Annotated in this window: 18 protein-coding genes; 2 read left to right on the top strand and 16 right to left on the bottom strand. The window is 62.2% G+C overall.

The features are described 5' to 3' along the window. Positions 1-48 precede the first annotated feature (48 nt). Together ccmB and ccmA are read right to left on the bottom strand one after the other, a co-directional pair. Positions 49-717: a heme exporter protein CcmB gene (gene ccmB / locus AC515T_RS08255; protein WP_003183957.1), complete on the bottom strand. Its 669-nt coding sequence runs from the start codon at positions 715-717 to the stop codon at positions 49-51. Then, positions 714-1349 (bottom strand): cytochrome c biogenesis heme-transporting ATPase CcmA, encoded by a 636-nt coding sequence (ccmA, locus tag AC515T_RS08250; RefSeq protein WP_496532098.1) that lies wholly within the window; start codon positions 1347-1349, stop codon positions 714-716. Before ccmA ends, ccmB begins: the two co-directional genes overlap by 4 nt. A gap of 198 nt (positions 1350-1547) precedes the next feature. On the opposite strand from ccmA, the gene fliK reads away from it, so the two are divergent. Beyond that, positions 1548-3119 (top strand): flagellar hook-length control protein FliK, encoded by a 1572-nt coding sequence (gene fliK / locus AC515T_RS08245; RefSeq protein WP_496532097.1) that lies wholly within the window; start codon positions 1548-1550, stop codon positions 3117-3119. Next, positions 3116-3445 carry an EscU/YscU/HrcU family type III secretion system export apparatus switch protein gene (locus AC515T_RS08240; protein ID WP_122568993.1) on the top strand — a complete coding sequence of 110 codons (330 nt, stop codon included), beginning with the start codon at positions 3116-3118 and terminating at the stop codon, positions 3443-3445. The genes fliK and AC515T_RS08240 overlap by 4 nt, the downstream gene beginning before the upstream one ends. A 1034-nt stretch (positions 3446-4479) precedes the next feature. Here AC515T_RS08240 and AC515T_RS08235 read toward each other — a convergent pair. The 14 genes from AC515T_RS08235 to flhA all read right to left on the bottom strand — a co-directional run bounded on the left by AC515T_RS08235 (position 4480) and on the right by flhA (position 18873). Continuing rightward, complete coding sequence (locus tag AC515T_RS08235) at positions 4480-4875, bottom strand: DUF2802 domain-containing protein (protein ID WP_003183966.1); 396 nt, start codon at positions 4873-4875, stop codon at positions 4480-4482. Continuing rightward, positions 4876-5361 carry a chemotaxis protein CheW gene (locus AC515T_RS08230; RefSeq protein ID WP_003199144.1) on the bottom strand — a complete coding sequence of 162 codons (486 nt, stop codon included), beginning with the start codon at positions 5359-5361 and terminating at the stop codon, positions 4876-4878. Between the two features lie 72 nt (positions 5362-5433). Next, positions 5434-6309 (bottom strand): CheW domain-containing protein, encoded by an 876-nt coding sequence (locus tag AC515T_RS08225; protein ID WP_496532096.1) that lies wholly within the window; start codon positions 6307-6309, stop codon positions 5434-5436. Positions 6310-6405: 96 nt separating this feature from the next. After that, positions 6406-7197: a ParA family protein gene (locus tag AC515T_RS08220; protein WP_496532095.1), complete on the bottom strand. Its 792-nt coding sequence runs from the start codon at positions 7195-7197 to the stop codon at positions 6406-6408. 49 nt (positions 7198-7246) lie between these two features. Next, positions 7247-8131 carry a flagellar motor protein MotD gene (gene motD, locus AC515T_RS08215; RefSeq protein ID WP_122568996.1) on the bottom strand — a complete coding sequence of 295 codons (885 nt, stop codon included), beginning with the start codon at positions 8129-8131 and terminating at the stop codon, positions 7247-7249. 15 nt (positions 8132-8146) lie between these two features. Further along, positions 8147-8887: a flagellar motor protein gene (locus AC515T_RS08210; protein ID WP_122568997.1), complete on the bottom strand. Its 741-nt coding sequence runs from the start codon at positions 8885-8887 to the stop codon at positions 8147-8149. After that, a complete protein-coding gene (locus AC515T_RS08205) occupies positions 8887-10026 on the bottom strand; it encodes a protein-glutamate methylesterase/protein-glutamine glutaminase (protein WP_496532094.1) in 1140 nt (379 codons plus the stop codon). The genes AC515T_RS08210 and AC515T_RS08205 overlap by 1 nt, the downstream gene beginning before the upstream one ends. 48 nt (positions 10027-10074) lie before the next feature. Further along, positions 10075-12324, bottom strand: coding sequence for a chemotaxis protein CheA (locus AC515T_RS08200; protein WP_496532093.1), 2250 nt, complete (start codon positions 12322-12324; stop codon positions 10075-10077). A 30-nt stretch (positions 12325-12354) separates the two neighbouring features. Then, positions 12355-13140, bottom strand: coding sequence for a protein phosphatase CheZ (locus AC515T_RS08195; RefSeq protein ID WP_305470256.1), 786 nt, complete (start codon positions 13138-13140; stop codon positions 12355-12357). 18 nt (positions 13141-13158) lie between these two features. Further along, positions 13159-13530: a chemotaxis response regulator CheY gene (locus AC515T_RS08190; protein ID WP_003199125.1), complete on the bottom strand. Its 372-nt coding sequence runs from the start codon at positions 13528-13530 to the stop codon at positions 13159-13161. Positions 13531-13696: 166 nt separating this feature from the next. Further along, positions 13697-14440: an RNA polymerase sigma factor FliA gene (gene fliA, locus AC515T_RS08185; protein ID WP_003199123.1), complete on the bottom strand. Its 744-nt coding sequence runs from the start codon at positions 14438-14440 to the stop codon at positions 13697-13699. Then, positions 14437-15267 carry a flagellar synthesis regulator FleN gene (gene fleN / locus AC515T_RS08180; protein ID WP_003184001.1) on the bottom strand — a complete coding sequence of 277 codons (831 nt, stop codon included), beginning with the start codon at positions 15265-15267 and terminating at the stop codon, positions 14437-14439. The genes fliA and fleN overlap by 4 nt, the downstream gene beginning before the upstream one ends. A gap of 115 nt (positions 15268-15382) precedes the next feature. After that, on the bottom strand, positions 15383-16732 hold the full coding sequence (gene flhF / locus AC515T_RS08175; RefSeq protein WP_496532092.1) for a flagellar biosynthesis GTPase FlhF: 1350 nt from the start codon (positions 16730-16732) through the stop codon (positions 15383-15385). An 11-nt stretch (positions 16733-16743) separates the two neighbouring features. Next, positions 16744-18873 (bottom strand): flagellar biosynthesis protein FlhA, encoded by a 2130-nt coding sequence (gene flhA, locus AC515T_RS08170; RefSeq protein ID WP_496532091.1) that lies wholly within the window; start codon positions 18871-18873, stop codon positions 16744-16746. Positions 18874-18875 lie beyond the last annotated feature (2 nt).

Genomic DNA, 18875 nt, shown 5'->3' with positions numbered 1-18875 from the left:
CTGCCTTAACTTCCGCAGAAGTGGTCAATTCTTGACCAGGCCTCATTATTATTCGCCGACGCTGATCTTCAGGCCAGCGGCTATTGCAAAGGGTGTCAGGGTTATCGCCAGGGCGGTCAGGCTCCCAAGCCACAGCAGATAACCGGTCGCGGGCATGCCTTGCAACGCCGCTTGCAAGGCACCACTGCCCAGGATCAGCACCGGGATATACAAGGGCAGGATCAGCAGCGCCAGCAACAGGCCACCGCGCTTCAAGCCCACCGTCAACGCCGCGCCCACCGCACCGAGCAGGCTCAACACCGGCGTGCCCAGCAGCAGCGACACCAGCAGCACCGGCATGCACGCGGCGGGCAAGCCCAGCATCATCGCCAGCAGCGGCGAGAGCAGCACCAGTGCCAGCCCGGAAAAAACCCAGTGTGCCAGTACCTTGGCCAAAACCAGAAGGGCCAGAGGGTGCGACGAAAGGACCCACTGTTCCAGTGAACCGTCTTCGAAATCACTGCGGAAGAGCCCGTCCAGCGAGAGCAGGACCGATAAAAGCGCGGCCACCCAGACCAGCCCCGGAGACAAGGTTTGCAACAATTGAGTCTCCGGACCGACCGCCAACGGGAACAGCGCGATGACGATCGCGAAGAACACCAGCGGATTGGCCAATTCGGCCGGACGACGAAAGAGCAGACGCGCCTCGCGGGCAAGCAACAGGCCAAACACACTCATACGGCCCAGTTCCCCAGATCGATGTTGCGATAACCGGACGGCATCCGCGCCAGCGTGTGGTGGGTGGTCAACAGCACCATGCCACCGTTTTCGCAATGCCGGGCTAGGTGTTCCTCGAGCTGCGCGACGCCCTGCTTGTCCAGGGCGGTGAACGGCTCGTCGAGGATCCACAGCGGCGGGCTGTCCAGGTACAACCGGGCCAGGGCCACTCGGCGCTGCTGCCCGGCGGACAAGGTGTGGCTCGGCACATCCTCAAAGCCGCGCAGCCCGACCGCCGCCAACGCCTGCCAGATCGCCTCGCGCTCGGCGGGCCGATGCAACGCGCAGAGCCAACTGAGATTTTCTTCGGGGGTGAGCAAGTCCTTGATCCCGGCGGCATGGCCGATCCAGAGCAGGTTACGGGCCAGTTCGCCGCGCTGGCTGTGCAAGGGCTGACCCTTGAGCAGCACTTGGCCTGCGGTGGGCTGCATCAACCCGGCGAGCAGGCGCAGCAGGCTGGTCTTGCCGCTGCCGTTGGGGCCACTGATCTGCACCATATCGCCAGGCGAGAGTCTCAATTCGAGATGTTCGAAAAGCAGCCGCAAGTCTCGCTCACAGGCGAGGCCAACGGTTTGCAAGAGAGGACTGGTCAAGGGATCGCGGGCCTTATACGGTTCAAGTCGGCGGTGCAGCGGCCGTTAAAGAGGTGCAGCATAGATGCTTTGACGGCCTGTTCCACAGAGCTGCGTCAAACAATTGCAAGGTTTTCGCCACTCCCTGAAAGACCGGCGGCATTATACATGCCCTAACCTACTCTCAAGAGAGCTTATTTCCCCAAGGTAAAGCCGCAGATGACAGGCGACATCAACATCCTGCCGCTGCCCCAGGCCACGGCAACGACGCGTATGCCAGCGGTGACGGGCGAGCTGCTCAAATTGCTGGCACCGGCCGCAGGGCTGATCGGCCCCGGCCAGACCGCCCAGGCCGAAGTGCTGTCGCTCAAGCAGGCCGACCAGACTTTCCAGCTGTTGCTCAAGGTCACCCTGGAGAGCGGCCGCCAGACCACCGTGCAAGCCACCAGCACCCAGCCATTGCCCCAAGGCACCAGCCTGGCCGTGACCCAACCGTCTCCCAGCAACCTGACGATTGCCGTGCAACAGGCCGTTGCCTCCAGCGTTGCCACCTTGACGCGCATCGACACGGCGCAGATGCCGGTCGGCACGTTGCTGCAAGGCAAGGTGTTGACCAGCCAGGCGTTGCCGTCATTGCCCGGACAGCCGGCGGTCTATCGGTCGTTGGTGAGCCTGCTCAACACCGCCCAGGCCGGCAGTACCCTGGACATCGACAGCCCCCAACCGCTGCGCATCGGCACGCTCTTGAGCGCCAAGGTGCAAGACGCCCAGACGCTGAAATTCGTGCCCCTGAGCAACCGCCAAGAGCAACTGGCGGTGAGCCAGCAACTGGTCACGCAAGTGAGCCGTCAGGGCTCGCTGGACAGCCTGGTCACCGCCCTGCAAAACCTGCCGGTCACCGATGACACCGGCGCCGAGCTGCGTGCCGCGGTGACTCGCTTGCTGGCTGGCCTGCCGGATGTCCAGCAACTGAGCACGCCCAAGGGCCTGGCCCAGGCCATGGTCGCCAGCGGTGTGTTCCTGGAAAGCAAACTGCTCGCCGGACAGCCACCGAGCCTGGCGCCGGACATGAAAGGCGACCTGCTGAAACTGATTGCCCAACTGACACCGGCCCTGCCCGCCGCCACCAACCTCAGCGCCATCATTGCCGCCAATACGCTGGCCCAGGTCCTGCCGAGTTTCGTGCGCAGCGCCCTGGGGATGCTCGGCCAGGTCAGCGCCAAGCCGCAACCCACCAGCTTTCCGCTGCCCTCGCGTCAGCTGAAAGAACAGGACGAAGAAGGCGATCTGGAGCACCTTCTGCGCCTGGCTGCCGCTGCCGTGTCGCGCCTGCAAAGCCATCAGTTGTCGAGCCTGGAACAGACCGGCCTGACCGACGACGGTCGGCTGATGAGCACCTGGCAGTTGGAGATCCCGATGCGCAACCTGCAGGACATCGTGCCGCTGCAGATCAAGTTCCAGCGCGAGGAAACCCCGCCCCGGGAACAACCCGACGGACGCCGAGAGGAACGCGAGCCGAAACAGCAGCTCTGGCGGGTCGAGCTGGCGTTTGACATGGAACCGCTCGGCCCGCTGCAGATTCAAGCCCAGTTGCTCAGCGGCAGCCTGTCCAGCCAATTGTGGGCGGAACGGCCGTACACCGCGAGCCTGATCGAAAGCAACCTGACAGCACTGCGCGAGCGCCTGGTGACCTGCGGCCTGAACGTCGGCGACCTGGACTGCCACCTCGGCACCCCGCCCCAAGGCCCCAAGACTCGCCTGGAACAACGCTGGGTGGACGAAACCGCATGACAACCCACACCGAACCCCGCCAGGCCATCGCCCTCAAGTACGACGGCCACCATGCCCCGACCCTCACCGCCAAGGGCGACGACGCCCTGGCCGAGGAAATCCTGCGGATCGCCCGGGACAGTGAAGTACCGATCTATGAAAATGCCGAGCTGGTGAAACTGCTGGCACGGATGGAATTGGGGGACAGCATCCCGGAAGAGCTGTACCGCACGATTGCCGAGATCATCGCGTTCGCCTGGAACCTCAAGGGCAAGTTCCCCCAGGGCCACGACCCGAATGCGCCGAGTGTCGAAAAGGATGTGACCGACCGCGGCGATGATTACTGATCACAGCCACAAGAGCGGTGTGTTGGCTGGAACGATCAGTGTGTGAACGCCAGAAAAACCTGTGGGAGCGAGCTTGCTCGCGATGGGGCCCTGTCAGCCGACATTTATATCGACTGATACACCGCTATCGCGAGCAAGCTCGCTCCCACAGGGGATCTCTGCGGCAAAGCGCGGGCAATCGTGGCGAGGGAGCTTGCTCCCGCTCGGCTGCGCAGCAGCCGCAAAACCGAGCGATACGGTCTGCCTGGAGGAATGCCGGGGCCTGCTGCGCAGGCCAGCGCGAGCAAGCTCCCTCGCCACAGGAGTTATATGTGGCTGGAACGATCAGTGTGAACACCTGAAAAACCTGTGGGAGCGAGCTTGCTCGCGATGGGGCCCTGTCAGCCGACATTTATATCGACTGATACACCGCTATCGCGAGCAAGCTCGCTCCCACATGGGACCTCTACGGCAAAGCGCGGGCAATCGTGGCGAGGGAGCTTGCTCCCGCTCGGCTGCGCAGCAGCCGCAAAACCGGGCGATACGGTCTGCCTGGAGGAATGCCGGGGCCTGCTGCGCAGGCCAGCGCGAGCAAGCTCCCTCGCCACAGGGGTTATATGTGGCTGGAACGATCAGTGTGAACACCTGAAAAACCTGTGGGAGCGAGCTTGCTCGCGATGGGGACCTGTCAGCCAACATTGGTATCGACTGACACTCCGCTATCGCGAGCAAGCTCGCTCCCACATGGGATCTCTGCGGCAAAGCGCGGGCAATCGTGGCGAGGGAGCTTGCTCCCGCTCGGCTGCGCAGCAGCCGCAAAACCGAGCAATACGGTCTGCCTGGAGGAATGCCGGGGCCTGCTGCGCAGGCCAGCGGGAGCAAGCTCCCTCGCCACAGGGGTTATATGTGGCTGGAACGATCAGTGTGAACACCTGAAAAACCTGTGGGAGCGAGCTTGCTCGCGATAGGGACCTGTCAGCCAACATTGGTATCGACTGACACTCCGCTATCGCGAGCAAGCTCGCTCCCACAATTTGGATCGGTGGTGAACGCGATCAGCCGCCCTTATGCAGCTTGCTCATCAACTCCGCCTCGGCCTGGGTCAGGCCGCAGGCTTGGGTCAGTTCGTCGACGCTGGCGCCCATGCCCACCAGGCGGGCGGCCTGGGCGAAGGACAGGCTGGAGGGGTCGCGCTGTTCCAACTGGGCAAGTTTGTCCGGCAACGGCGCGACCACGGCACGCAGCTCATGGAGTGCTTCGCCCATGCGCACAGTGCCGTTCTGGTAATCGTCGACGCGCTTGGCCAGGTCCTTGATGCGCTGGTCGCGCAGCGCATCGCCCTGGGCCTGCTGAGCGGCGATCTGCCGCTGGCCACGTATGTACGCCAAAAACATCGCCAGCGTGCCTGCCCAGAAAAGGAACAGGACAATGACTGCTACCTCAAGAATCAATCAGATACTCTCCAGTTCCGACCACTCTTCTTCGCTCATCATCTTGTCCAGTTCAACCAGAATCAGCAACTCGTTATTCTTGTTGCACACGCCTTGAATGAACTTGGCGGACTCTTCGTTCCCCACGTTCGGCGCCGTCTCGATTTCCGACTGGCGCAGGTAAACCACTTCGGCGACGCTGTCGACCATGATGCCAACCACTTGCTTGTCGGCTTCGATGATGACGATCCGGGTGTTGTCGCTGATCTCGGCGTTCATCAGGCCGAAGCGCTGACGGGTATCGATCACGGTGACCACGTTGCCACGCAGGTTGATGATGCCCAGCACGTAGCTGGGTGCACCCGGTACCGGAGCGATCTCGGTATAGCGCAGCACTTCCTGAACGCGCATCACGTTGATGCCGTAGGTTTCGTTATCGAGCTTGAAGGTCACCCATTGCAGAATCGGATCTTCAGAACCCTTTTGAGACGACGCCTTATCATTCATACCCTGACCCCTCGAAAAACCGCCTGTGGCGGCATGTACTCTGTCCGGCGACGCTGTGCGCCACCGGTTGTCTTATTTCGGTTTCTGGACCGGCTTCTTGCTGCCGCCCAGGTGTTTTGCCCCGCCGCTGGCGATCAACTCCGCCAGCTCGGAAACGTCCAGCAAGGCGCACATGTGCTCGATCACCGTACCGGCCAGCCATGGCCGTTGCCCTCGATGGCTGCGCCACTTGATCTCGTTCGGGTCCAGGCGCAGCGAACGGCTGACCTGGTGCACCGCCAACCCCCACTCATAACCTTGCACCGAAATCACGTATTGCAGGCCCTGGCGAAAATCATCGCGATAACGGTCCGGCATCACCCAGCGCGCCGTATCCAGTACCTTCAGGTTGCCCGCCTGGCTCGGCAGGATCCCGAGGAACCATTCCGGCTGGCCGAACAGCGGCGTCAGTTCCTGCCCGGCCAGGGAATAAATCGAACCCAGGCAGACCAGCGGCACCGCCAGGGTCAACCCGGCCACATCGAACAACAAGCACTCGAACGGCTCGGCAGCCCAGGCCGGACGGTCGTCGCCCGGCACCGGTGGCGGTGGGTTGCTCGGCGGCAAGTGGACTTCCACCACCGGCGTCACCAGGCCCTGCAGCAACGGGGCAACGGTCGAGACCGGTGCCAGGATCGGCGCAGGCGCTTCCATTACCGCCAGTTGAGGCTTGATGAACGGAGCTTCAACCGCCGCGGCCACCACTGATTTCTGTGCGTCACGGGCCTGCTCTTCGAGCACGGCCGCTTGAAACTCATCCAGCACACCCTCGGCTTCTACGTGTTCGGGCAACGCCTCGATCACGCTTGGCGGCGGTGGCAATTCTTCGGTCGCTTCCTGCAACAGCCCATCCAGGTAGGACTGCAGTGCCATTTGCGGACGCGAGGTTGTCTTTATTGGGCGGCTCATGGGAACAGTGCGCCACTTGAAGAGGTTATCGGCATGAATGCGGCAGGACTTGAGCGTTCGCAAGCGAACACACTGCCAATGGAAAGCCTCGTCACCTTAAGCCACCTGCTGCGGAACAAGCTGTTGGGCCAGCAGATGCTTGAGTAGTGCTCGGTAGGCCAGCACGCCACGGCTCTTGCCATCGAATTGCGAAGGAGTCACACCGGCGCGGCTGGCATCCCGCAGGCGGGTGTCGACGGGGATATAGCCTTGCCAGATGTCCTCCGGGTACATGTCCCGCAACACACGCAGGGTCCCCAGGGACGCCTGGGTGCGACGGTCAAACAGCGTCGGCACGATGTTGAAGGCCAGTGTCTGTTTGCGCGAGCGATTGACCATCGCCAGGGTATTGACCATGCGCTCCAGGCCCTTGACGGCTAAATGCTCGGTCTGCACGGGAATCACCAATTGCTGGCTGGCGGCCAAGGCATTGACCATCAGCAACCCCAGCAACGGCGGGCTGTCGATGATCGCATAATCGAAATCCTGCCACAGCTGCGCCAGACTCTTGGCGATCACCAGGCCCAGGCCACTCTGCCCGGGCGACTGTCGTTCCAGGGTGGCCAGGGCGGTGCTCGACGGCAACAGGGAAATCCGCTCGTCGCTGGTGGACAACAACAATTGCCCCGGCAACCCCTCGGGCACGACGCCCTTGTGCAGGAACAGGTCGAAGTTGCTGTGCTCCAGGCTATCGGGATCGTAGCCGAAATAGCTGGTCATCGAGCCATGGGGGTCCAGATCGACGATGACCACGCGCTTGCCCGCCTCGGCCAGCAACCCGGCTAAAGCGATGGAAGATGTGGTCTTGCCCACACCACCTTTTTGATTGGCGACTGCCCAGACTCTCATTCGGATCGTTCCTCCCGGCCGAAACAGGCTCGACCGAGAAATAGCTCGGTTATAAAGCGGGTGACGGAGAATTGACGGCACTCTGTCTTCCCGGCGACTTGACCGGAGCCGGTGCAGTTTGTGTGCCAGCCCGCTTCAATGCCGCATCCGGGGTTGCATGGGCCGTACCGGTACCGGTCAGGCTACGACGTACATCGAGGTTACGCGACACCACCAGCACCACCCGCCGGTTGCGCGCACGCCCCTCGGCCGTGGCGTTGTTGGCCACCGGCTGGAACTCACCGTAGCCCACCGAGGCCAGGCGACCGGGGTTCACACCCTGCATCGCCAGCATGCGCACGATGCTCGCCGAACGGGCCGAAGACAGTTCCCAGTTGGTCGGGTACTGCGCGGTACGGATCGGCTGGTCGTCCGTGAAGCCTTCGACATGGATCGGGTTGTCGAAGGGCTTGAGGATCGCTGCAACCTTATCGATGATGTTGAACGCCATGTCGCTGGGCATGGCGTCGCCGCTGCCGAACAACAAGCTGGAATTGAGTTCGATCTCGACCCACAACTCGTTGCCACGCACGGTCATCTGGTTGGAGCTGATCAGGTCACCGAACGCCGCGCTGATGTCGTCGGCGATGCTTTTCAACGGATCGCTACTGCCGGCGATACCGGCGTCGACCTGCTCGCTGTCCTTGACCAAGGGTTTGGCCGGCGTAGTGGTCTTGGGCCGCTCCTCGCCGATAGGGATCGGCTTGAGGGCCCGGTCGGAATCGGTGAAGACCCCGATCAACGCCTCGGAAATGACTTTGTACTTGCCTTCGTTGACCGACGAAATCGAATACATGACCACGAAAAAAGCGAACAGCAGCGTGATGAAGTCGGCATAGGAAACCAGCCAGCGTTCATGGTTGACGTGTTCTTCACGATGCCTGCGACGTGCCATGCTCCATACCCCCCATCAGTCCATGAAGCCCTGGAGCTTCAGCTCAATGGAGCGCGGGTTTTCGCCTTCGGCGATCGACAGGATCCCTTCCAGCAGCATTTCGCGATAGCGCGACTGGCGCAACGCGATGGATTTGAGCTTGGCCGCGATGGGCAGCAGCACCAGGTTGGCACTCGCCACGCCATAGATCGTGGCGACGAACGCCACGGCGATACCGCTGCCCAGCTGCGATGGATCGGCCAGGTTGCCCATCACATGGATCAGACCCATCACCGCACCGATGATGCCGATGGTCGGCGCGTAGCCGCCCATGCTTTCGAAGACTTTGGCCGCTTCGATGTCGCGGCTTTCCTGGGTATAGAAATCCACTTCCAGGATGCTGCGGATGGCTTCCGGCTCGGCGCCGTCCACCAGCAATTGCAGGCCTTTGCGTGAGTAGCTGTCGGGTTCGGCATCGGCCACCCCTTCCAGGCCCAGCAGGCCTTCCTTGCGAGCGGTCAGGCTCCAGTTCACCACCCGGTCGATACCACCGGCCAGGTCGACACGGGGCGGGAACAGAATCCAGATCAGCACCTGCATGGCCCGCTTGAAAGCGCTCATGGGCGACTGCAGCAGCGCCGCGCCGACGGTGCCACCGATCACGATCAACGCCGCCGGGCCGTTGGCCAGCGCGCCCAGATGACCGCCTTCCAGATAATTGCCGCCAATGATGGCGACGAACGCCATAATGATGCCGATCAGGCTGAGCACATCCATTACAGGCAGGCCTCGACCAGGTGTCTACCGATGTCGTCCAATCCGTACACCGCGTCGGCAAGATCGGCTTTGACGATGGCCATCGGCATGCCATAGATCACACAACTGGCTTCATCCTGGGCCCAGATCGCACTGCCGCCCTGCTTGAGCAGCCGTGCGCCTTCGCGGCCGTCGGCGCCCATGCCGGTGAGCACCACCGCCAGAACTTTGTCACCGTAGGACTTGGCTGCGGAACCGAAGGTAATGTCCACACAAGGCTTGTAGTTCAGGCGCTCGTCGCCCGGCAGGATTTTCACCGCGCCGCGGCCGTCGATCATCATCTGCTTGCCACCCGGCGCCAGCAACGCCAGGCCCGGACGCAGGATGTCGCCATCCTCGGCTTCCTTGACGTTGATGTTGCACAGCTTGTCCAGACGCTCGGCAAACGCCTTGGTGAACGCCGCGGGCATGTGCTGGATCAGCACGATGGGAGCCGGGAAGTTGGCCGGCAACTGGGTCAGAACCCGTTGCAGCGCCACCGGGCCGCCCGTGGACGTACCGATCGCCACCAGCTTGTAGGCTTTGCGCTTGGGGGCCGGCGACGATGGACTGGCAGGTGCCGAACGCGTCGGCGCAGGCGCCGGGGCGCTGCGTACCGGGGCCGCATTGAAGCTGCTCGATGCCGTCGACGTCGGCGCTGGCGCCGGGCTTGGGGCCGCAACCGGGGCTGGCGCCGGTGTGCTGTAGGCACCGACACGGCGATTGCTGCGGGAAATGCTGTGGACCTTTTCGCACAGCAACTGCCGGACCTTGTCGGGGTTGCGCGAAATGTCTTCGAAATTCTTCGGCAGGAAATCCACCGCCCCGGCGTCCAGCGCATCGAGGGTCACCCGGGCGCCTTCGTGGGTCAGGGACGAGAACATCAAGACCGGGGTCGGGCAGCGCTGCATGATATGCCGCACGGCCGTGATGCCGTCCATCATCGGCATCTCATAGTCCATGGTAATCACGTCCGGCTTGAGTGCCAGGGCCTGATCGATCGCCTCTTTGCCATTAGTCGCGGTACCGACGACCTGAATACTCGTGTCCGCCGAAAGAATTTCCGAGACGCGGCGACGGAAAAACCCCGAATCGTCCACCACCAGGACTTTAACTACCATAAACACTCCGTTAGACGAGGCGCGGCGCTGGGCCGCCCCCCTCCAGAATCAAATACGCCGGGCGGCGTAACGCTTGAGCATGCTTGGCACATCGAGAATCAACGCGATGCGGCCGTCGCCGGTGATGGTGGCGCCGGACATGCCCGGGGTGCCTTGGAGCATCTTGCCCAACGGCTTGATGACCACTTCTTCCTGGCCCACCAACTGGTCGACGACGAAGCCGATCCGCTGGGTGCCCACCGAAAGGATCACCACATGGCCTTCGCCCTGCTCCACATGAGCCGCGGAGCTGACCAGCCAGCGCTTGAGGTAGAACAGCGGCAATGCCTTGTCCCGTACGATCACCACTTCCTGGCCGTCCACCACGTTGGTGCGCGACAGGTCGAGGTGGAAAATCTCGTTGACGTTGACCAGCGGGAAGGCGAAGGCCTGGTTGCCCAGCATCACCATCAGGGTCGGCATGATCGCCAGGGTCAGCGGGACCTTGATGACGATCTTCGAACCCTGGCCCTTGGTCGAGTAGATGTTGATCGAACCGTTGAGCTGGGAAATCTTGGTTTTCACCACGTCCATGCCCACGCCACGGCCGGACACGTCGGAAATCTCGGTCTTGGTGGAGAAACCCGGGGCGAAGATCAGGTTGTAGCACTCGGTGTCGCTCAGGCGGTCGGCGGCATCCTTGTCCATCACACCACGTTTCACCGCGATGGAACGCAGCACGTTCGGGTCCATGCCTTTGCCGTCGTCGGAGATCGACAACAGGATGTGGTCGCCCTCCTGCTCGGCGGCCAGGATCACCTTGCCGCTGCGGACCTTGCCCGAGGCTTCGCGCTCTTCCGGCGACTCGATGCCGTGGTCGACCGCGTTGCGCACCAAGTGGACCAGCGGGTCGGCCAGGGCCTCGACAAGGTTCTTGTCGAGGTCGGTCTCTTCGCCCACCAGTTCCAGGTTGATTTCTTTCTTGAGCTGGCGAGCCAGGTCGCGAACCAGGCGCGGGAAGCGCCCGAAGACTTTCTTGATCGGCTGCATCCGGGTCTTCATGACCGCGGTCTGCAAATCGGCCGTGACCACGTCGAGGTTCGACACGGCCTTGGACATGGCTTCGTCCTGGCTGTTGAGCCCCAGGCGCACCAGACGGTTACGCACCAGCACCAGTTCGCCGACCATGTTCATGATCTCGTCCAGGCGTGCGGTGTCGACCCGAACGGTGGTCTCGGCTTCGCTGGCCGGTTTTTCCGCTGGCGCAGCCGCCGGAGCTCGGGCGGCTGCCGGGGCAGCAGCGGCAGGCTTGGCGGGCTCGGCCTTGGGTTCCGGTGCCTTGGCAGCGGGTTTTGGCGCAGCCTTGGCCGCTGGCGCAACGGTGGTGGCAGCAGGCGCAGCGGCAGCTGTACCGACTTCGCTGAACTTGCCCTTGCCGTGCAGCTCATCGAGCAGGGATTCGAATTCGTGGTCGCTGATCAGGTCGCTGCCAGCGGCAGCGGCGGCAGGCTTGGCCGGGGTCGGTGCCGAAGCGATGGCCGAATCCAGTGCGTCAACGGCAAAGGTGCCCTTGCCATGCAACTGGTCGAGCAACGCTTCGAATTCGTCGTCGGTGATGTCGGAGCTGTCGCCCGCCGCTTTCGGGGCGGCCGGGGCCGTCGGCGGGACGACCGCATCCGGCGCGAACTGGCCCTTGCCGTGAAGCTGGTCGAGCAGCGACTCGAACTCGGCATCGGTGATTTCATCGCTGGCAGCCCCGGCGGCTTGCGCAGCAGGTGCAACCTGAGCGGCTGGCGCTTCGGCCTGGGCCTTGACGGTATTCAGGGAGTCCAGCAGCTGTTCGAATTCGTTATCGGTGATGTCGCCCGATTCTTCGACGACCGGCTCTTCAACCACCGCTTCGGCAACCGGCGCCGCTTCGTCAGCCGATTGCGGCTCGGCCAGGCGTGCCAGCGCGGCGAGCAACTCAGGAGTGGCAGCGGTGATCGGCGAACGCTCGCGCACCTCGCTGAACATGCTGTTGACCGCATCCAGCGCTTCGAGCACCACGTCCATCAGTTCCGAATCAACGCGACGCTCACCCTTGCGCAGGATGTCGAACACGTTCTCGGCAATGTGACAGCACTCCACCAGCTCGTTGAGCTGGAGGAAGCCGGCGCCTCCTTTTACAGTGTGGAAACCGCGAAAAATTGCATTGAGCAGATCCGCATCATCTGGTCGGCTTTCCAGCTCGACCAGCTGTTCGGACAGTTGCTCTAGAATCTCGCCGGCCTCAACCAGGAAATCCTGAAGGATCTCTTCATCGGCGCCGAAGCTCATTAATGGCTGCTCCTAAAACAGGGCTAAAACTCAGAATCCAAGGCTGGACAGCAAATCGTCCACATCGTCCTGACCGGACATAACGTCTTCTCTTTTATCGGCATGAATTTGCGGACCTTCACCCTGAGAGAGATGTTTTTGTGGATCTTTTTCAGCAAGCATCGCTTCACGGTCGTGTTCGATGCCTGCAAAGCGGTCGACCTGGCTGGCCATCAACACCAGTTTGAGCAGGTTGCTTTCCACTTCGGTGACCAACTGGGTCACACGCTTGATCACCTGGCCGGTCAGGTCTTGATAGTCCTGGGCCAGCAGAATGTCGTTGAGGTTGCTTGCCACGGCGCGGTTCTCGGTGCTGCTGCGCGCCAGGAAACCGTCGACCCGACGGGCCAGCTCCCGAAACTCTTCAGCACCGACTTCGCGACGCATGAACCGGCCCCAGTCGGTGCTCAAGGCCTGAGCCTCTTCGCTCAGGCCGTTGACCAGCGGCGTCGCGCTCTCCACCAGGTCCATGGTGCGGTTGGCCGCGGCTTCGGTCAGCTTGACCACATACCCCAGGCGCTCGGTGGCGTCGGTGATCTGGGAGACTTCCTCGGCCTGCGGCATGTGCGGGTCGATCTGGAAATTGACAATCGCGCTGTGCAGTTCACGCGTGAGCTTGCCCACTTCCTGATACAGACCGCGGTCACGGGTCTGGTTGAGCTCATGGATCATTTGAACCGCATCGCCAAAACGACCTTTTTCAAGGCTGTCGACCAGTTCGCGGGCATGTTTTTTCAGGGTCGATTCGAAATCGCCCATTGAAGATTCGTTGTCCATAGCTCCCCCGTGGCGCCGTTAACCGATGCGTTCGAAGATTTTTTCGATCTTCTCTTTCAACGCCTGGGCCGTGAAGGGTTTGACCACATAGCCGTTTACACCGGCCTGGGCCGCTTCGATGATCTGCTCGCGCTTGGCTTCGGCAGTGACCATCAGCACCGGAAGGTGCTTGAGTTTTTCGTCGGCACGCACCTGGCGCAGCAGGTCGATACCGGTCATGCCCGGCATGTTCCAGTCGGTAACCAGAAAATCGAAGTTGCCACTGTGCAACATCGGGAGCGCAGTGGTCCCGTCATCTGCTTCGGCCGTGTTGGTGAACCCAAGGTCACGCAACAGGTTTTTAATGATCCGCCGCATCGTTGAGAAGTCATCAACGATGAGGATTTTCATGTTCTTGTCCAATTCGACCTCCAAGCAGTCTTAAACGCGCCCAGCACCTGGACGCGCCATTTCAATCAATCCGGCACAACACTCGACAACGGTCTGGAGCACAACGGATGGAGACTGGCGCAGTACCTGCCAGGCCAGCCTCGTCGCAGTGTCCCCACACTGCCTGTCAACGCGCTCGCCACTCCCCCAAACGCCCCCGCAAACGGGCCGCGCACTGGCTGTGTAACTGGCTGACCCGCGATTCACTGACCCCCAGGACCTCACCGATTTCCTTGAGGTTCAGCTCTTCGTCGTAGTACAGCGCCAAGACCAGCCGCTCACGCTCCGGCAAATTGGCAATCGCCTCCGCCAGCGCGCTCTGGAAACGCTCATCTTCCAGGTCACGCGACGGCTCCATGTGAGCACTCGCGTTATCCTCGTGCAGCCCTTCGTGTTCGCCGTCCTGCAACAGGTCGTCGAAACTGAACAGGCGGCTGCCCAAGGTATCGTTCAAAATCCCGTAATAATCGTCGAGACTCAACTGGAGTTCGGCCGCAACTTCGTGATCTTTAGCGTCACGCCCGGTTTTCGCTTCAATTGCGCGAATCGCGTCACTGACCATACGGGTATTGCGGTGCACCGAACGCGGCGCCCAATCGCCCTTGCGGACTTCATCGAGCATCGCCCCGCGAATGCGAATACCGGCATAGGTCTCGAAACTGGCGCCTTTGCTGGCGTCGTATTTGTTCGACACTTCAAGCAGGCCGATCATGCCGGCCTGGATCAAGTCCTCGACCTGGACACTGGCCGGCAACCGCGCCAGCAAGTGGTAGGCGATACGCTTGACCAATGGCGCGTAACGCTCGATCAGTTCGTATTGGGCGTCCCGTGCCGATTTTTTGTAGAGATGGTTGTAACCGCTGGCTGTCATAGCACGGGCCCTGCTGTTTGTTGCACAAGACGCTCGACGAAAAATTCCAGATGCCCGCGGGGGTTGGCCGGCAGGGGCCAGGTATCGACCTTCTGGGCGATCGCCTTGAACGCCAGCGCGCACTTGGAACGTGGAAAAGCTTCATAAACGGCACGTTGCTTCTGGACGGCCTTGCGTACGCTTTCGTCGTACGGCACGGCGCCGACGTATTGCAGGGCGACGTCCAGGAAGCGATCGGTGACCTTGGTCAACTTGGCGAACAGGTTGCGTCCTTCCTGCGGGCTCTGGGCCATGTTGGCCAGGACGCGGAAGCGGTTCATGCCATAGTCGCGGTTCAGCAGTTTGATCAGGGCGTAGGCGTCGGTGATGGACGTCGGTTCGTCGCAGACCACCAGCAGCACTTCCTGGGCGGCGCGGACGAAACTGACAACCGAGTCGCCGATGCCGGCGGCAGTGTCAATCACCAGCACATCGAGGTTGTCGCCGATGTCGCTGAAGGCCTGGATCAGGCCCGCATGCTGCGCCGGGGTCAGGTGAACCATGCTCTGGGTGCCGGAGGCAGCGGGCACGATGCGAATCCCGCCCGGCCCCTGCAAGAGCACGTCGCGCAGTTCGCAACGGCCTTCGATCACGTCCGCCAGGGTGCGTTTGGGGGTAAGCCCCAGCAGCACGTCGACGTTCGCCAGGCCCAGGTCGGCGTCCAGCAGCATGACCCGTCGGCCAAGCTCTGCCAGAGCCAGGGACAAGTTCACTGACACGTTAGTCTTCCCGACGCCACCTTTGCCGCCGGTCACCGCGATCACCTGTACGGGATGCATGCTGCCCATGTTCGTTCTTTACCTTGTCTTCTTAGACGGAGGCCACATTACTGGCTGCGCGTTCGCATAAGGAACAATGCATGGCAGACCATCGATGTAGGTACAAAAAATATTCATGATTACCTCAGCCGACCTGTTTGGTCGGGCTGTGGTAGATGTCAGCGAACATGTCAGCCATGGCTTCTTCGCTGGGTTCTTCCTGCATTTGCACACTCACGGCACGACTGACCAGTTGATGACGGCGCGGCAGATGCAAATCATCCGGGATCCGCGGCCCATCGGTCAGGTAGGCCACCGGCAGTTCATGACCGATCGCCAGGCTCAACACCTCGCCCAGGCTGGCCGTTTCGTCCAGCTTAGTCAGGATGCAGCCGGCCAGCCCGCAGCGTTTGTAGCTGTGGTACGCGGCGGTTAGAACCTGTTTCTGGCTGGTGGTTGCCAACACGAGATAATTTTTTGACTTGATGCCGCGTCCGGCCAGGCTTTCGAGCTGCATGCGCAGGGCCGGATCGCTGGCTTGCAGGCCCGCGGTATCGATCAGCACGACGCGTTTGCGCAGCAGCGGTTCCAGCGCCTGGGCCAGGGATTGGCCCGGATCCACATGGGTCACCGACACATTGAGGATCCGGCCCAGGGTCTTGAGTTGTTCCTGGGCACCGATGCGGAAACTGTCCATGCTCACCAGGGCGATGCTCTGGGCGCCGTACTTGAGCACATAACGGGCGGCGAGCTTGGCCAGGGTGGTGGTCTTGCCCATGCCGGCAGGGCCGACCATGGCAATCACCCCGCCCTCTTCCAGTGGCTCGACTTCCGGCGTGGCGATCATCCGCGCCAGGTGCGCCAGCAACATGCGCCAGGCCTGGCGCGGCTCTTCGATACCATTGATCAGCGCCAGCAGGTCCCGGGACAACGGGCCGGACAAGCCGATGCGTTGCAGGCGACGCCACAGGTTGGCCTGGGCCGGACGGCTGCCTTGCAACTGGTTCCAGGCCAGGGAGCCGAGTTGGACTTCCATCAGCTCGCGCAGGCTGTTGAGTTCGAAGCGCATCGAGTCCAGGGTGCGCGGGTCGACTCCGCGGGCAGGCGCGGCGGGTGCCGGCTCCGGACGACGTGGTTCGGCCTTGGCCTGCTCGATCAGCGGCTCGGCAGCGGTCAACGGCAGGCCGGCGGTCAGCGGCTGACCGGCGAACAATTGACGATTGGTGCCTGCGGCACCCTCGCCTTCGCTGCTGCGCAGGCTCAGTTCGGCCTGGGCGCTGGCGATGCGCGATTGGGTCTTGCGCAGCTCATCTTCGAGTTCCATGTTCGGAACCCGTGGGGCCAGCGCAGACAGTTTGTAATCCAGGGCCGCCGTCAGCTCGACACCGCCGGCGATACGACGGTTGCCAATGATGGCTGCTTCAGCGCCCAGCTCGTCACGAACCAGTTTCATGGCCTGACGCATGTCGGCGGCGAAAAAACGCTTCACTTGCATAAACCACTACCTCAGCCGTTGGGCCCTACTGTCGCAACGATGGTCACTTGCTTGTTGTCCGGTATTTCCTGGTACGCCAGCACATGCAGCCCCGGGACCGCGAGGCGCCCGAATCGCGAGAGCATCGCGCGAATCGGACCGGCCACCAGCAGGATCACCGGTTGGCCTTGCATCTCTTGCCGCTGGGCTGCTTCGATCAACGAACGCTGCAGCTTCTCGGCCATGCTTGGCTCCAGCAGAACACCCTCTTCCGAGCCTTGTCCTGCCTTCTGCAGACTATTGAGCAATATCTGTTCCAACCTTGGCTCCAAGGTGATCACAGGCAGCTCAGACTCAGTGCCTACAATGCTTTGGACGATTGCACGGGACACGCCGACCCGAACCGCAGCCACCAAGGCGGCGGTATCTTGACTCTTGGAAGCGTTGTTGGCGATGGCCTCGGCGATACTGCGTATGTCGCGCACGGGCACTTGTTCGGCCAGCAGCGCCTGCAGCACCTTGAGCAACTGCGACAACGAAACCACGCCCGGCACCAGCTCTTCAGCCAGCTTCGGCGAGCCTTTGGCCAGTACTTGCAGGAGTTGCTGGACTTCTTCGTGGCCAATCAGCTCGCTGGAGTGCTTGTACAGGATCTGGTTCAAGTGGGTCGCCACCACGGTACTGGCGTCCACCACGGTATAACCGAGGGACTGGGCCTGGGCCCGCTGGCTGATTTCGATCCACACCGCTTCCAGGCCGAAAGCCGGATCCTTGGCGGTGATGCCGTTGAGGCTGCCGTAGACCTGGCCCGGGTTGATCGCCAGCTCGCGGTCGGGGTAGATCTCGGCTTCGGCCAGGATCACGCCCATCAAGGTCAGGCGATAGGCGCTCGGCGCCAGGTCGAGGTTGTCGCGGATATGCACCGTGGGCATCAGGAAGCCCAGGTCCTGGGAGAGCTTCTTGCGTACCCCCTTGATCCGCGCCAGCAACTGTCCCCCCTGATTGCGATCGACCAAGGGGATCAGGCGATAGCCGACTTCCAGGCCGATCATGTCGATCGGGGTCACGTCATCCCAGCCCAGCTCCTTGGTTTCCATGGCGCGGGCCGGCGACGGCAGCAGTTCCTGCTGGCGCTTGACCTCTTGCAGGGCCTGGACTTTCTGCACGTTCTGCTTCTTCCAGAACCAGTAGGCACCACCGGCGGCCATGGCCGCCATGCTCAGGAAGGAAAAGTGCGGCATCCCCGGCACCAGCCCCATCACCGCCATCAGGCCGGCGGCAACGGCCAGGGCCTTGGGCGAGGCGAACATCTGCCGACCGATCTGCTTACCCATGTCTTCGGAGCCCGAAGCACGGGTCACCATGATCGCGGCGGCTGTGGATAACAACAGTGATGGCAATTGCGCCACCAAACCGTCACCAATGGTCAACAAGGCGTAGACCTTGCCGGCGTCGCCGAAGGTCATGCCATGTTGGAAGATGCCGACGGCCATGCCGCCGATCAGGTTGATGAACAGAATCAACAGGCCGGCGATGGCGTCACCGCGCACGAATTTGCTGGCACCGTCCATGGAACCGTAGAACTCGGCTTCCTGGGCCACTTCCAGGCGACGCAGCTTGGCCTGGCTCTGGTCGATGAGGCCGGCGTTGAGGTCGGCGTCGATCGCCATCTGCTTGCCGGGCATCGCATCGAGGGTGAAACGCGCGCTCACCTCGGAAATCCGCCCGGCGCCCTTGGTCACCACGACGAAGTTGATGATCATCAAGATGGCGAAAACCACGATACCGACCACGTAGTTACCGCCGATCACCACCTCACCGAAGGCCTGGATCACCTTACCGGCGGCGGCGTGCCCGTCCTGGCCGTGGAGCATGACCACCCGGGTCGATGCCACGTTCAGCGCCAGGCGCATCAACGTCGCCACCAGCAGGATGGTCGGAAATACGGCAAAATCCAGCGGCCGCAGGGCGTAGACGCACACCAGCAACACGACGATCGACAGGGCGATGTTGAACGTGAAGAACACGTCCAGCAGGAACGGCGGTACCGGCAGCATCATCATGGCGAGCATGACCAGCAGCAAGATCGGCACACCCAGATTGCCCCGGCTGAGGTCGGCTACATTGCTGCGCGCGGTGCTGAGTAACTGAGAGCGATCCACCA

The organism is Pseudomonas sp. FSO-7, from assembly GCF_059579345.1.
The sequence above is the reverse complement of the archived record's forward strand: the minus strand, read 5'-3'. Positions and strand labels throughout refer to the sequence as shown.

What these genes read in the sequence shown, in the direction of transcription:
- ccmB (WP_003183957.1), bottom strand. Translation starts at nt 717, where the DNA reads ATGAGTGTGTTTGGCCTGTTGCTTGCCCGCGAGGCGCGTCTGCTCTTT.
- fliK (WP_496532097.1), top strand. Translation starts at nt 1,548, where the DNA reads ATGACAGGCGACATCAACATCCTGCCGCTGCCCCAGGCCACGGCAACG.
- AC515T_RS08240 (WP_122568993.1), top strand. Translation starts at nt 3,116, where the DNA reads ATGACAACCCACACCGAACCCCGCCAGGCCATCGCCCTCAAGTACGAC.
- AC515T_RS08230 (WP_003199144.1), bottom strand. Translation starts at nt 5,361, where the DNA reads ATGAATGATAAGGCGTCGTCTCAAAAGGGTTCTGAAGATCCGATTCTG.
- AC515T_RS08225 (WP_496532096.1), bottom strand. Translation starts at nt 6,309, where the DNA reads ATGAGCCGCCCAATAAAGACAACCTCGCGTCCGCAAATGGCACTGCAG.
- AC515T_RS08220 (WP_496532095.1), bottom strand. Translation starts at nt 7,197, where the DNA reads ATGAGAGTCTGGGCAGTCGCCAATCAAAAAGGTGGTGTGGGCAAGACC.
- motD (WP_122568996.1), bottom strand. Translation starts at nt 8,131, where the DNA reads ATGGCACGTCGCAGGCATCGTGAAGAACACGTCAACCATGAACGCTGG.
- AC515T_RS08210 (WP_122568997.1), bottom strand. Translation starts at nt 8,887, where the DNA reads ATGGATGTGCTCAGCCTGATCGGCATCATTATGGCGTTCGTCGCCATC.
- AC515T_RS08205 (WP_496532094.1), bottom strand. Translation starts at nt 10,026, where the DNA reads ATGGTAGTTAAAGTCCTGGTGGTGGACGATTCGGGGTTTTTCCGTCGC.
- AC515T_RS08200 (WP_496532093.1), bottom strand. Translation starts at nt 12,324, where the DNA reads ATGAGCTTCGGCGCCGATGAAGAGATCCTTCAGGATTTCCTGGTTGAG.
- AC515T_RS08195 (WP_305470256.1), bottom strand. Translation starts at nt 13,140, where the DNA reads ATGGACAACGAATCTTCAATGGGCGATTTCGAATCGACCCTGAAAAAA.
- AC515T_RS08190 (WP_003199125.1), bottom strand. Translation starts at nt 13,530, where the DNA reads ATGAAAATCCTCATCGTTGATGACTTCTCAACGATGCGGCGGATCATT.
- fliA (WP_003199123.1), bottom strand. Translation starts at nt 14,440, where the DNA reads ATGACAGCCAGCGGTTACAACCATCTCTACAAAAAATCGGCACGGGAC.
- fleN (WP_003184001.1), bottom strand. Translation starts at nt 15,267, where the DNA reads ATGGGCAGCATGCATCCCGTACAGGTGATCGCGGTGACCGGCGGCAAA.
- flhF (WP_496532092.1), bottom strand. Translation starts at nt 16,732, where the DNA reads ATGCAAGTGAAGCGTTTTTTCGCCGCCGACATGCGTCAGGCCATGAAA.